Below are 13,285 nucleotides of genomic sequence, written 5' to 3' on the forward strand. Positions count from 1 at the left end.
TGAAGGACCATGCGTCGATCCGACTTCGGCAACCAGGACCAGCCGCAGGATGATTTCAGGCAGGGAGCCGACCAGGCGAATCGCAAGCTGATCAGGCCCAACTTGTCGGAGCTCAAGGACAGGCTGCAGCCGCGACAGCCAAGGCGCAAGCAGGTCCCCCCCGAGTCGACCAACGCGGAGGCCTTCTACTATCTCAAGCAGATGAACGCCCGCACTCCGATGATCGTCGTCCTCAAGGACGGCGAGGAGTTGCACGGCGTCATCGAGTGGTACGACCGCAGCTGCATCAAGGTCAACCGGGTGGGCGCTCCCAACCTGATGGTGATGAAGGACTGCATCAAGTACATGTACAAGGCCGAGGAGCGGGACGAGAGCCGGGCGTCGCGTTCCGACGGGATCTGAGCGTCTCTCGACGCAGGATTCCCGCCAGGCCTCCCAGATGAAGCCTGTCATCGCCGTGACCAGCGGCGACCCGTTCGGGGTGGGACCCGAAGTCGCGATCAAGGCAGCCACCGACGCGGCCGTACTGGCCGCCTGCCGGCCGCTCGTCATCGGCGACCGCGAGCACCTGCTGCGCGTGGCTCACGGGCTGCCAGGGGGCGTCGGCTCCGATCCGTCCACCTGGCCCGAGGTCTCCCGCTCGCCGCTCGGCTGGGGGTCGAAGCAGGGGGACGACATCCTGGTCGGTTCCTGGCCGTCCGGGCCGGCCTTCCACGACATGGCCGACCGGCCGGAGATTCCCCCGGCACCCGGACCGTCGGCCGCGGGAGGGCGCAGCGCGGTCATGTACGTCAAGCAGGCCGTGGCGCTCCTGCGCTCGGGCGCCGCGGCGGCGATGACGACGGCGCCGATCAGCAAGCAGGCGATGCACCTCGCGGGGTTGCGCTACCCCGGCCACACCGAGCTCCTGGCCACGCTCTGCGGTTTCGAGCCGGACGACGTCGCGATGATGTTCGTGACGCGCGATCTCAAGGTGGCCCTCCTGACGGTCCACCTCTCCCTGAGGGACGCCATCGCCTCGCTGTCGGCCGAGGCGGTCGTTTCGAGGCTGCGGCTCGTCGATTCGGAGCACCGCAGGCTTTTCGGCAAGGCACCGCGCATCGGTCTCTGCGCCCTCAACCCCCACGCCGGCGAGGCCGGTCTGTTCGGCGCCGAGGAGAGGGACCTCCTGGCCCCCGCGGTCGCGGTGTCCCGAAGCGCCGGCCTGGACGTGGCGGGGCCGTTTCCGGCCGACACGCTGTTCGTGCGCGCCGCGCGCGGCGAGTTCGACGTCGTCCTGGCCCTGCACCACGACCAGGCCACGATCGCGATCAAGGCGCGCTCGTTCGGCAGCGCCGTCAACCTGACGCTCGGCCTGCCGTTCGTGCGGACCTCGGTCGACCACGGCACGGCCTACGACATCGCGGGGCAAGGGACGGCCGATCACGGGAGCCTGGTGGAGGCGATCCTGCTGGCGGCGAGGCTGGCGGCGATTGCCCGAGCGGCGTGACTCAGGGGCGTTTCATCGACTCCCGCAGGACGCGCAGCATCGCGGGGTGGACGTTCAGGTTGGCGGCGACGATGTCGCCGTTCTTCAGAAAGTCGTCGCGCCCCTGGAAGTCGCTGACCGCTCCCCCCGCCTCGCGCACCAGGAGGCTGCCGGCCGCGACGTCCCACGGCGACAGCGACATCTCCCAGAAGCCGTCGTAGCGGCCGCAGGCGACGTAGGCGAGATTGAGCGCGGCCGAGCCGTCCCTCCTGATGCCGGACGAGCCGAGGATGAACGAGCGGAACGAGGCCAGGTAGTCGTCGAGGCGATCGAGCGATCGGAACGGGAAGCCGGTGACCAGGAGCGCCTGCGACAGCTTCTCGGCGGGGGCGACCGTGATCGGCCGGCCGTTCAGGAAGGCTCCCCCGCCCCGCGCAGCGGTGAACATCTCGTCCCGCACCGGGTCGTAGACGGCCGCGGCGCGCATCCCCTGCGGATCGGCGAGGCCGACCGAAACGCAGAACAAGGGGTAGCCGTGGATGAAGTTGGTCGTTCCGTCGAGGGGGTCGATGTACCAGCGGTAGCCGCTCGTCCCCTCGGACGGCGGTGACTCCTCCGCCACAATGGAGTGATCGGGGAAGCGGTCGCGGATCAGCGACACGATCGCCTCCTCGGCGCGGCGATCGACGATCGTGACGAAGTCGTTGCGCCCCTTCTCGTGGATCGGATAGGTGCCGCGCCTTCCCCAGTAGTCCAGGATCACCCGCGCGCCCGCGCGCGCGCAGTTGATGCAGGCGTTGAGATGGAAGTCGATGGTGGCGGGGGGGGCGCCCGGGTCCTGCAGGCGCCGCGGGCGGTTGCGCTCGACCGCCCGGCGGCGCGCCGCCGTCAGCGGAACCACGCGCCCGCCCTGCGTTTTCTTCCCCTTCCCATCGGCGGGCTTGGCGCGGGGCCAGCCGGCCGGCAGGCGGTTGCGACGCGCGCGCGGGCCGCGTCGCGCGGCCGCCCGGCTACGAGCCCTGCGGGCCATCGATCCTCCGCGGCGCCTTGCCGCTCTTCGCGCCGGTCACCGGCGCGGACGGGACGCCGCCCGAGTGCGGGTGGGAGCGCCGGTACACTTCGAGAAGCCGGCGCGTCGAGACCGCCGTGTATTTCTGAGTCGTCGACAGGGACGCGTGCCCCAGGAGCTCCTGGATCGAGCGGAGGTCGGCCCCCGCGTTGAGCATGTGGGTCGCGAACGAATGCCGCAGGGTGTGCGGCGAAACCCGCTTCAGGAGGGCGGCGCGGCGCAGCCGCTCGTTGAGGATCCGGCGCACGCTGCGATCGGTCAGCCGCCCGCCGCGCGCGTTCAGGAACAGCGCGTCGCGCGCCTCCGCGCGCCCCACGCGATCCTCCGGCACGAGCTTCGGCCGGGCTCTCAGATACGACCCCACGGCCAGGACCGATTTCGATCCGATCGGCACCAGGCGCTCCTTCCTCCCCTTTCCGAGCACGCGCAGCATCCCGTCCTTCGTCGCGCCGGACAACTCCAGGTCCCCCAGATCGGCGCCGACCAACTCGGCCACCCGCACGCCGCTGGCGTACAGGAGCTCGAGGATGGCCCGGTCGCGCAGGTCGCGCGGGCCGGTCCCGAACACGTTGTCCAGAAGGGATTCTACCTCAGCCTCGCTCAGGGCGTGGGGAAGCCGCTTCTCGAGCTTCGGTGTCGCGACCATCGCCGCCGGGTTCGCGGTCACGAGCCCCCGCCTGGCCAGGTGCCGGAACAGCGAGCGCAGCGAAGCGAGCTTGCGCGCGACCGTGGCGCGGCTGACGCCGCGCTCGTACAGATGGGAGAGGTACTCGCGGACGACATGGTGGTCGAGAGACAGAATGGCGTTGTCCCTCCCGGACACCAGGCCGGTCGAAAGAAACTCTCGGAACTCACTCAGGTCGGCGCGGTAGCAGCGCACCGTCTGGGGTGAGGCATTCAGGTTCTGCGCGAGGTGACGGAGGAACTCCTCCACGAGGTCCATTCCGGAAGGATTCTACTTGATCGCCGAGATGGACAACGCTTCCCCTTCCCCCGGATGCTGCATGCTGCGCCGCCGTCCCCCGACGCCGTGGATATTCAGCCAGACACCTTTCTTGACAGGCGGCGCCGGGGGGCGTAAATAGAGGGCTCCACCCACATGGGGGCGGCGCTCAGACACCCGTATAATGAGGGGGTTGCGTGAACGGACCGTCGAGAGGGGCGGATTCCGCCGTCGGTATCAAGAGCGGGGGTTCTCTTATCTCTTCCACCATCAATCTTCCTGTGAAGGCACGGTCGGTCGTGGCGCGACCCGCTCCCGAGGAGTTGCGCGTCCTGACGGAGCGGATGCCGAACTGCCTGAAGACCGGCCACGGGAATGTCAATGTCCAGACACGCGTGGTCGCGCGCAGCAAGGCCTCCACGTTCATCGTCACGGACGATGCCGCCGCCTACAGGGGGCAGCCGACGATCGCTGTCGACGAGGCGACCCGGATGGCCCGCGCGCAGGACGACTACATCCGCGGGCGGGACATGGTCGTCGTCGACGGCTACATCGGGAACGACCCGCGCCTGCGCACACCCGCCCGCCTGATCATCGAGAGCAGCAACGCCAACATTGCCGCCATGCAGCAGATCCTGTACTACCCGCTCGAGAGCGGCGACGAGAGCGGCTTCGAGCCCCAGGTCACTGTGATCTACACGCCGAACCTCGAGGCGAAGGGGTATCCGAACGACCGGTTGATCGCCGTCGACCTCGAGCGCCGCGTCACGCGCGTCTTCAACTCGGATTACTTCGGCGAGTCGAAGAAGGGCGGCCTCAGGATGTGGAACAAGCTGGTCTACGACCGGGGCGGCCTGGCGATGCACGCCGGGTGCAAGATCATCCCGGTCGGGGGGCGGAACCGCGCCGTCCTCATCATCGGCCTGTCGGGGACAGGCAAGACGACGACCACCTTCTCCAAGCAGAACGACTCGAAACCGGTGCAGGACGACTTCCTTGCGGTCATGCCGGACGGCAGCATCCACGCCACCGAGAACGGCTGCTTCGCGAAGACCTTCGGCCTGGCCGAGGAGACCGAGCCGGCCATCTACCGGGCGGTGCTGAAGCCGACCTCGTACCTCGAGAACGTCTCGCAGAAGGAGGGCACGCTCGACTTCTTCGACACGTCCTACACCCAGAACGGCCGAGCCGTGTTCAAGATGGCGGATATCGACGGGGCCGGCGACGCGCGCTCCATCAAGAAGGCGGACATCCTCCTGATCCTGAACCGCAACGAGGACGTCATCCCGGCCGTGGCGCGGCTGACGGGAGCGCAGGCGGCCGCCTACTTCATGCTGGGGGAGACCAAGGGGACGAGCGCCGGCGGAGTCGAGGAGGCCGGGCGGTTCCTGCGCATCCCGGGGACCAACCCGTTCTTCCCGCTCGACCACGGCCTGCAGGGGAACCGTTTGCTGCAAATCATGAAGGCCAACCCGATGGAGGTCTACCTTCTGAACACCGGGAGAGTCGGCGGCGGCGAGGGGGACGCGCGCAGTCTCAAAGTGAAAATTCGACACAGCAGCGCCATCGTCCAGGGGATCGCCGAGGGGACGATCCGGTGGGACCGCGACCCTGACTTCGGCTACGAGGTGGCGTCGAAGGTCCCGGGGATCGAAGGGGACGACGAGCGCCTGCTCCGCCCGCGCGAGATGTACGCGCAGCAGGGGCGCGCCGACGAGTACCGGCGCATCGTCGAGCGGCTGCGCGGCGAGCGTCGCGAGTACATGAAGTCGTTTCCGCTGCTCGACCGTGATATCGTCGAATCCGTGTCCTGAGCCCGCTTGGGACGATCGCGGCCGGAAATTCGTTTGACTCCCGCGGGCGAATCACTTAGCATGTCGGGCGTTTATCCAACCCCATGACGCGTGGGAGAAAGGTGAACCACACCATGACACATTCGAGGAAGCTCGTGGCCGGCTGCGCGGCCGTTCTCATCGTCCTGTCCGCCGTGGCGTGCGGCGGCCAGCCGGATCAGACCGCGGCTCCGGAACAGACGACGCAGGCCCCGGCCCAGCAGGCCGCTCCCGCCGACCAGGGCGCGGCTCCGGCCGCGGCCCCCGCCGAGGGCGCAGCGGCCCCGGCCGATGGCACCGCGCCGGCCCAGCAGCCACCGGCCCAGGGCGACCAGCCGCACAACTAGTTTCCGCGGCCTGAGCGCGTCGCTTCGAATGGACGCGGCGCCAGAATCAAGATGAAGGGGGATAAGGGTTTCACCTTGTCCCCCTTTTTCATTTCCGGGTCGCATCCACTCCCGGCCGGGTTATCCTGAAACGCGATGCCGCTCACGATCCTCACGGTCGGACATTCCAACCGGTCGCTCGACGCCTTCGTGGCCATCCTGAAGGCCCACGGAGTCGAGTGCCTGGCCGACGTCCGGACGATCCCGCGCTCGCGCCACAACCCGCAGTTCAACGCCGAGACGCTGCAGAAATCTCTGTCGATGGCCGGCATCGTCTACACCCGTCTGCCCCGTTTGGGGGGACTGCGCAAGCCGCGCAAGGACTCGCGCAATCTCGCCTGGCGCAACGACTCGTTCCGTGGCTACGCCGACTACATGGAGACGACCGAATTCGAGAAGGGGATCGCCGAGCTCCTGGCCCTCGCCCGGGATCGGCGCACGGCGATCCTGTGCGCCGAGGCGCTGTATTACCGCTGCCACCGGTCGCTCATCTCCGATGCGCTGGTGTGCCGCGGCGTCGAGACGGTCCACCTGATGGATCGCAGGAAGACCGCCGCACACCGGCTGACGCCGTTCGTGAAGATCGAGGACGGCAGGCCGACCTACCCGGCGGAGCAGGCGTCGCTTCCGCAGCCGGGCGCGGACTCCGAGGAATGAGTCCCGCGGTCGCCCCGACGGCTTGGATCCCCGGCGTGCGCGGCGTCCTGTTCGACGTGGATGGGACCCTGCTCGACAACGATCGGCCGATCCCGGGAGCGCCCGGGACGCTCGAGCGGCTGCGCGCCCGGGGGATCTCCTTCCGCCTGACGACCAATACCTCCCGACGGCCGAGATCGGCGATCGCAGCCGTCCTGCGTAGCGGCGGCTTCGCGGTCGAGGACCGGGAGATCCTCGCCCCATGCGTCCTGGCGCGCCGTCTCATCCTCGGGTCCGGGAGGACGCGCGTCGCGTTCCTGCTCCCGGCGGCGGCGCGCGAAGACTTCGAGGGCGTGGTCGAGGATGAGGAGCGCCCCGACTGGGTCGTCGTCGGGGACATCGGCCGTGACTTCACCTGGGAGCGTCTGAACCGGGCCTGTCGCTGGATTCAGGGCGGGGCGCGGCTTCTCGCCCTGCACAAGAACCGGGTCTGGGACAACGGGGTCGACGGCGTCGTCCTCGACGCCGGGCCGTTCGTGGTGGCGCTGGAGTACGCGACCGGCCGGCCCGCCGAGCTCGTGGGAAAGCCGGCCCGCCCCTTCTTCGATCTCGCCCTCGCCGATCTGGGTCTGCCGGCGGGCGAGGTGATGGTGGTCGGGGACGACCTCGAGGCCGATTGTCGCGGCGGTGCCGCGGCCGGCTGCCGCACGGTGCTGGTCCTCAGCGGCAAGACGGAGCGCGCGGACGCGGAAAGCGCGCCGATCCGCCCCGACCTGGTTCTCGACTCGGTTGCGGATTTGAGGGAATGACCCGCGCGGGCAGGCGGACGTCTCGATCGGGACTTTCTACAGAAGGTCGAGCACGCAGAGGTGATCGTAGAAGGCGTCGAAGTTCTGCTGGCCGGCGTCGGGGAACAGGCTCATGAGCTGACCGTAGACCTGGTGCAGCTTCTGGCTCGAGGACTTGAGGTACAGACCGCGCGAACGGTAGACCTCGCGGTTGTCCTTGCCGGCGGCTCCGACCGTGAGCGCCTCGTTCCAGGTCTCGAAGAAGGCGCGCTGGTCGCGGATGGCATTGACCAGGAGCCGCTGCACCTCGCGCAGCCGATCGGGGGCCGGCAGGCCATCGAGGATCGCGACCAGCGAGTCGACGCGTCCCCTGTATTCCTGCACGGCCTTCCCTTTACGACCCTCAGACTGGAACCAGGTCCAGGCCTGCATCTTCTCGACGATCGCGAGATCGACCAGCTCGAACAGGCGTGAGAGGTAGGCCGCCTCTTCCCGGGTGAAGCCCCGGGACGTCGGGTCGAGGCTGGCGTGGCGATGCTGCATCTCCTGGTACGCCTCCTCGACGGTCATCGCGGATACGGGAGCCGAGGCCAGGGCAGCCAGGCAGGCTACGGCCGCGAGCCCGGCCAGGCGATCAAGGATGGTCCGCATCGGTCCCCTCCTTCAGATTGCGGTCCGGAGGATGGTCACGTTCTTCGTGCAGGCTGCCGTAGATCGCCTCCCGGTACGAACGCTCCTTCTCGACGTCCCCGAGAAGGTGGTGAACGTCAGAAAGCTTCAGCATCAGGGCGGCGCCGGGCCGGCCGCGGCCGGCGCTCTCCTGGTAACGCGCCAGGGCCCGCGCGTAGTCCTTCTCGAGAAAGGCGGCGTCGCCGATCTTCTCGACCCAGGGGGCGGTGGGGAGGTTCATGCTGGCGAGGCGTGACGCCATGCGGGCGGCGTAGCGCCCGGCATCGGAATACGATCTCCGCGCGAGGAGGACGTGGTAGTACTCCTCGGGCAGGAGCGCCGCGTCGAGGCAGGAACGCCAGTCGGCCGGGTAGCGCGCTCTCACCCTGTCGACGAGCGGCAGATCCAGGTTCTTCGACAGGGCGACCAGGGCACACTCGAGGCGTGGATCGTCGGCGACGCGCGCGGCGGAGGCGCGCAGCGGCTGCTCGGCCGAATCGAGGTCCGAGCGCGCCAGGCCGATCGTCGCCAGGAGAAGCGGCAGGCGCGGGTCGTCCTTCCAGGCGGCGTGCAAACCGGCGAGGCGGACATCGGCCTCGTTCCAGCGGCCCAGGGCCGCCAGGGACAGGACGGCCGACGTCTCGAACAGGGTTCCGCCGGGGAGGAGCTCCTTCGCCTTCGAGAAGCGCTCGAGCGCCGTGTCGGCATCGCCGCTCAGGAGCGCCCCGCATCCCCCCTTCCACAACAGGACCGACTGCAGGGCGCGCACCGAGGCAGGCGACCCCCTGTCGGAGATCCGCGCCGGCCTCCCGTCGATCAAGTCCTCCAGGACCGGCAGGAGGCCGTCGCCCTTCAGAGCCTCGATCGCGTCGGCGCCGAGGCCGAAATCGGCCAGGTCGATCGCCGGGAGGCAGGACGGCTTCGAGCTCAGACTCGTCAGGCCGTCGCTCCAGGTGTCGAAGAACAGCTTGCGACGGCCCGGGGCGACGAACGGTGCCATCGGGATCGGCCGGTCGACGGTCAGCACGATATCGTCGACGAAATAGTCGACGTTGCTGGTGTCGTGACCGTTGTCGCCGATGAACGAGAACTTGTCGACGGGGGAGCCGGGCTCGTTGAATGCGTTCGGCTGGGTCTTCAGAGCGACGATCGGGTCGCTCCGCCCTTCTTCGCTGATCGCCAGGTCGTAGGTGCCGGCCGTCACGTCATACGCCAGATCGACCAGATACCACGCGAAGGGGCGGACCTGGATGAGCCGCATCGGGATGCTGTCCGAGTACTGGCAGAGCCAGCCGCCGCGCGTCTGCAGCCAGAACGCGATCCCCCCCTTCTTCATCGAGAACCATTCGGGACCGGCGAGGGCGACGTTGAGCTGCTCCCCCGGGTCGGCCACCAGGAGGGCGAAGTGGGCGTACAGGGTCCCCGAGTCGCGCAGCGGAAAGTATCCCTGCAGCTCGGGAAAGTTGCCGTCGCCCGCCACGTCCCGGATCTCCACCGAACGGTAGCCGCTGTACCGGAAGGCGCTCGACAGATGGACCCGGCCCTTGGCCTTCTCGAACACCGCGAACGTGTCGGGGCCGGCGGCCAGGGTGTCGTCGTCGAAGGAGTAGGTGACCAGGGTGCTGGACGCCGCCGGCGGGATCGGGGCTTCGGCCGCGCCGGTCGAAGGAGAGGCGGCCAACGTCAGGACGGCGGCGAGAGCGCCTGTCGCTAGAGGTGCGAGCGGTAGGTGTCGAGCCATCGCGTCCACTCCTGAAGCGCCGCCTCGCGAGCCTGCAGCGGTCCCGCGGGATCGAAATTCTTCGTCTGCCCCGTCTGGATCTGCAGCGCCTTCAGGGCGATCTCTCTAACCTGAAGCCTCTCGTCACTCAGGGCATCGATCAGCCTCTGATACAGGCGGAGCTTCTGGTCCTCGGTCAGGTGGATCTGATCGTTCGCCAGGGCACACGCCGCCTTGTCGCGGAACAGCGGGTTGCCGTCGTTGCGCATGTTGTCGACGAGCGTCTCGACCACGTCCGGGTCGTTGCTGACCCGCCCGAGGGCCCACTGGACCTGGAGCCGGAGGTTGGTGTCATCGGTGTGCACGTCGCGCATGAGGACGCGCTTGGCCTCCTCCGACCTCCATCCGAGGGAGTAGAGGGTCCAGGCGATGCTCGTGCGCCGCGTCTCATCGGAGCGCTCGTAGAGCGACGCGAGAACCGGCAGGACGCCGGGGCCGAGCGCCCGGAGCGCATCGACGTTCGGGCTGGGGAGGAGCAGCGCCGCGACCTGGCTCTCGCCCGGGGGCTGGGCCGCCGGGACGAGGGCCGGTGCCGCCGACACGGACAGAAACAGCGAGCCGGCGAGGATGTACCACACGCGAGTCATTCAGGCCCTCCGGGACGATCCCTTCGAATCTAGCGTCTTGAGATCGGGCGGGGCAAGGCGAAAAGCCGCACGGGGCGCGGCTTACAGGAACGTCATCGCGGGCGGTGAGGATTGGCGCAGGGGATGCCGCCTGGTACGGGCGCCTCTTGAAGATGATGGGGAGGGGCTACCTGGCGGGAGCGTCCGCCGGCACGGTCTGGCCGATGAACGCCTCGAGCTCGTCGAGGGCGCGGCGGACGAGCGCGGCCTTCTTCAGCTTCTTGTCGCGGATGTCGCGGTCGAGAGGCGGCAGGAGGCCGAAGGCGATGTTGGTCGGCTGGTAATGCGCCGCGTCGGCCGAGGAGATGTAGCGCGACAGGGCCCCGAGAGCGGTGGTCGCGGGGAAAATCAGGGGCGGCTGGTGCTCCGCCAGCCGGGCCGCGTTGACGCCGGCGATGAGGCCCGACGCCGCCGACTCGAGATACCCCTCGACGCCCGAAATCTGTCCCGCGAAGAACAGGTCGCGGCGGCGGCGCGCCTGGAAGGTCGGCAGGAGGATCGCCGGCGCGTTGATGTAGGAGTTGCGGTGCACCTGGCCCAGACGGGGAAACTCGGCGTGCTCGAGACCGGGGATCATCCGGAACACGCGGATCTGCTCGGGGAACCTGAGGTGGTTCTGGAAGCCGACCATCGAGTAGAAATCGGCCGCCAGGTTGTCCTGGCGCAGCTGCACCACCGCGTGCGGCTGGCGGCCGGTGCGCGGGTCGACGAGGCCGACCGGCTTCATCGGCCCGAACGCCAGGGTCTCCTTGCCCCGGCGCGCCATCTCCTCGATCGGCAGGCACCCCTCGAAGTAGACGATCTCCTTCTCGAACTCGTGCGTCGGCGCCTCGGCCGCCCCCAGCAGGGCGGCGTGGAAGCGGTCGTACTCATCCTCGCTGAGCGGGCAGTTGAGGTAGTCCTCGCCCCCCTTCCCGTAACGCGACGCCCGGAACACCTTCGACAGGTCGATCGTGTCGGCCTCGACGATCGGCGAGATGGCGTCGAAGAAGTAGAGGTATTCCCTGCCGGTGAACCGTGCGATCGCGGCGGCAATCGCCTCGCTGGCCAGGGGACCGGTGGCGACGATGCACAGCCCCTCCTCGGGGATGATCCGGACCTCCTCGCGCACGATCCGGACGTTCGGGAGCGCCTCGATCGCCTCGGTGACGCCGCGGGCGAAGCGCTCGCGGTCCACGGCCAGCGCACCGCCTGCGGGCACCCGGCAGGCGTCGGCCACCCGGATGATGAGCGAGTCGCAGCGACGCATCTCCTCCTTGAGGAGCCCTGACGCCGTGTCGAGGAGGTTCGATTTCAGGGAGTTCGAGCAGACGAGCTCGGCGAGGTCTCCCGTGGCGTGAACGGGGGTCGTCCGGACCGGACGCATCTCGTGCAGATCGACCTGGAGCCCGCGGCGGGCAGCCTGCCAGGCGGCCTCCGACCCGGCCAGGCCGCCGCCGATGATGAGGACACGAGTTGCGATCACGACTCCTTTCGATGATGCGCCAGACCTTAGCGTATGCCGCTGCGGGGCGTCAAGCAACGTCGCCGTGGAAGCGCCGTTCCGGCTGATACAATGCCGCATCGCTCTTTCGAGCAGAGGAGACGCCATGGCCGGCACGAAGAAGGTCGCCGTCGTCACAGGGGCCAACCGCGGCATCGGGTTCGAGACCTGCCGCCAGCTGGCGAAGCACGGGATGAAGGTCGTCCTGACGTCACGGGACAAGGAAAAGGGGGGTGCGGCGGCGGAGCGCCTGCGGAGCGAGGGGCTGGACGTCGACTTCCTGCCCCTCGATGTGAGCGACGACCTCAGCGTTCAGGAGTTCGCCCGTCAGATCAAGAAGACCTACGGTCGAGTCGATGTCCTGGTGAACAACGCCGGGATCATGATCGACGGCAAGATCAGGGACACGGAGGCGGGGACCGGCGTCATGCAGGCGAAAGTCGAGACGCTGCGCCTCACTATGGAGGTGAACGTCTACGGGGCGCTGCGCGTCACGCAGGCGCTCCTGCCGCTGATGCCGAAGGACGGCGCCCGCATCGTCAATGTGTCGTCCGGAATGGGACAGCTCAGCGACATGAACGGAGGCTGGCCCGGCTACCGGATCTCCAAGACCGGTCTGAACGCCCTGACGCGCATCTTCGCAGACGAGCTGAAACAGACCGGGATCAGGGTCAACTCGATCTGCCCCGGCTGGGTCAAGACCGACATGGGGGGCGCGGGGGCCACGCGCTCGCCGCAGCAGGGAGCGGACACGATCGTCTGGCTCGCGACGGCGCCCGACGTGCCGACCGGCGGCTTCTTCAGGGACCGCAAGCCGATTCCGTGGTGATCCGCCGCCGGGAACCCGCGCGCGTCTTGAATACGGGACCGGCCGCTCCTATATATTCCCTCGGCACAGTGGAGGCACCCGGATGCAGGCCGGCCTCAAAGTTCTCATCCTCGTCGTCCTTCTCCTGATCGTGAGCGCTCAGGTCAGCGTGTCCGGCCGCGCGACGGCGGGCGTCAAGTACGGCGACGCGGTCCCGGGCGTCGTCCGCCCGTCCGACCTGGAAAAAATCAAGCGCGCCCTGCGGCTCGACCGCTTCTCGATCATCGCCGCGGTCCGGCTGGGGGCGGAGGAAGGGCGCGAGGTGATCGTGTCCGAGCCGCTGCCCGACGGGACGCTGAAGAAAGTGAAGGATGCATGCGACGCCGGCGGCTTCTGTCCCGACCCGGTCGGCTTCGTGGCGTCCCGCGTGCGCATCGTCCTCCTCCAGGACAAGGACGTCCAGACGCTGGTCGTCCTGAAGGACCAGGTGCTGGGGACCGGCGGGAAGCTCGTCCGCCTGCGCGATCTGGGTGTCGAGGGGGAGATCCTGGGCTGGAACGGCCGCCCGGACGCCTCCGACGGCCACATCGCCCTGAGCCTGACACCGATCACGGAAAACGAAGGCGGCGTGGTCGCCGCCAGTCTCGATCCGCCGCTTCTCATCCGCTTCAACCCGGAAGCCGGGCGTTTCCAGGTCTTCGACTGCGTGGCGGGAGACGGAGGGGAGCCGGACTGCGCCTTCCTCGGTGAACTCGGGGACTGAGGTTCCGAAAGGCGGCGGTGGCCGCGCGGGTCAG

At 68.7% G+C, this 13,285-nt stretch carries 14 protein-coding genes; 8 read left to right on the forward strand and 6 right to left on the reverse strand.

Going from position 1 to position 13,285, the window contains the following annotated elements; translation table 11 throughout:
• Positions 1–9: 9 nt before the first annotated feature.
• Together VEW47_03625 and pdxA are read left to right on the forward strand one after the other, a co-directional pair.
• On the forward strand, positions 10–402 hold the full coding sequence (locus VEW47_03625; protein ID HYS04261.1) for a hypothetical protein: 393 nt from the start codon (positions 10–12) through the stop codon (positions 400–402).
• 37 nt (positions 403–439) lie between these two features.
• Positions 440–1,489 carry a 4-hydroxythreonine-4-phosphate dehydrogenase PdxA gene (gene pdxA / locus VEW47_03630; GenBank protein HYS04262.1) on the forward strand — a complete coding sequence of 350 codons (1,050 nt, stop codon included), beginning with the start codon at positions 440–442 and terminating at the stop codon, positions 1,487–1,489.
• A 1-nt stretch (position 1,490) separates the two neighbouring features.
• Here pdxA and VEW47_03635 read toward each other — a convergent pair whose 3' ends face one another.
• Entirely contained in the window at positions 1,491–2,498 is a 1,008-nt protein-coding gene (locus VEW47_03635) for an inositol monophosphatase family protein (protein ID HYS04263.1), read from the reverse strand.
• Complete coding sequence (locus VEW47_03640; protein ID HYS04264.1) at positions 2,479–3,480, reverse strand: tyrosine recombinase XerC; 1,002 nt, start codon at positions 3,478–3,480, stop codon at positions 2,479–2,481. The genes VEW47_03635 and VEW47_03640 overlap by 20 nt, the downstream gene beginning before the upstream one ends.
• Positions 3,481–3,677: 197 nt before the next feature.
• Here VEW47_03640 and VEW47_03645 point away from each other — a divergent pair, with 197 nt between their 5' ends.
• The 4 genes from VEW47_03645 to VEW47_03660 all read left to right on the forward strand — a co-directional run bounded on the left by VEW47_03645 (position 3,678) and on the right by VEW47_03660 (position 7,143).
• Positions 3,678–5,294 (forward strand): phosphoenolpyruvate carboxykinase, encoded by a 1,617-nt coding sequence (locus tag VEW47_03645; GenBank protein HYS04265.1) that lies wholly within the window; start codon positions 3,678–3,680, stop codon positions 5,292–5,294.
• Positions 5,295–5,407: 113 nt separating this feature from the next.
• Positions 5,408–5,659 carry a hypothetical protein gene (locus tag VEW47_03650; protein HYS04266.1) on the forward strand — a complete coding sequence of 84 codons (252 nt, stop codon included), beginning with the start codon at positions 5,408–5,410 and terminating at the stop codon, positions 5,657–5,659.
• A 135-nt stretch (positions 5,660–5,794) separates the two neighbouring features.
• Positions 5,795–6,355, forward strand: coding sequence for a DUF488 domain-containing protein (locus tag VEW47_03655; protein HYS04267.1), 561 nt, complete (start codon positions 5,795–5,797; stop codon positions 6,353–6,355).
• 35 nt (positions 6,356–6,390) lie between these two features.
• Positions 6,391–7,143, forward strand: a complete 753-nt coding sequence (locus VEW47_03660; protein HYS04268.1) for an HAD-IIA family hydrolase — start codon at positions 6,391–6,393, stop codon at positions 7,141–7,143.
• Positions 7,144–7,179: 36 nt separating this feature from the next.
• On the opposite strand, the gene VEW47_03665 is transcribed toward VEW47_03660, so the two are convergent.
• The 4 genes from VEW47_03665 to trmFO all read right to left on the reverse strand — a co-directional run bounded on the left by VEW47_03665 (position 7,180) and on the right by trmFO (position 11,662).
• A complete protein-coding gene (locus VEW47_03665; protein HYS04269.1) occupies positions 7,180–7,773 on the reverse strand; it encodes a hypothetical protein in 594 nt (197 codons plus the stop codon).
• Positions 7,757–9,532, reverse strand: coding sequence for a hypothetical protein (locus VEW47_03670; protein HYS04270.1), 1,776 nt, complete (start codon positions 9,530–9,532; stop codon positions 7,757–7,759). Before VEW47_03670 ends, VEW47_03665 begins: the two co-directional genes overlap by 17 nt.
• Entirely contained in the window at positions 9,502–10,158 is a 657-nt protein-coding gene (locus VEW47_03675; GenBank protein HYS04271.1) for a HEAT repeat domain-containing protein, read from the reverse strand. Before VEW47_03675 ends, VEW47_03670 begins: the two co-directional genes overlap by 31 nt.
• Before the next feature lie 166 nt (positions 10,159–10,324).
• On the reverse strand, positions 10,325–11,662 hold the full coding sequence (gene trmFO, locus VEW47_03680) for a methylenetetrahydrofolate--tRNA-(uracil(54)-C(5))-methyltransferase (FADH(2)-oxidizing) TrmFO (GenBank protein ID HYS04272.1): 1,338 nt from the start codon (positions 11,660–11,662) through the stop codon (positions 10,325–10,327).
• Positions 11,663–11,786: 124 nt separating this feature from the next.
• Between trmFO and VEW47_03685 the strand changes: the two genes are divergently transcribed.
• Both VEW47_03685 and VEW47_03690 read left to right on the forward strand, forming a co-directional pair.
• Positions 11,787–12,509 carry an SDR family oxidoreductase gene (locus VEW47_03685; protein HYS04273.1) on the forward strand — a complete coding sequence of 241 codons (723 nt, stop codon included), beginning with the start codon at positions 11,787–11,789 and terminating at the stop codon, positions 12,507–12,509.
• A gap of 82 nt (positions 12,510–12,591) precedes the next feature.
• On the forward strand, positions 12,592–13,251 hold the full coding sequence (locus VEW47_03690; GenBank protein ID HYS04274.1) for a hypothetical protein: 660 nt from the start codon (positions 12,592–12,594) through the stop codon (positions 13,249–13,251).
• The last annotated feature ends 34 nt before the right edge of the window (positions 13,252–13,285 follow it).

This window comes from Candidatus Dormiibacterota bacterium, from assembly GCA_035635555.1.
Taxonomy (GTDB): domain Bacteria; phylum Acidobacteriota; class Polarisedimenticolia; order Gp22-AA2; family Gp22-AA2; genus Gp22-AA3.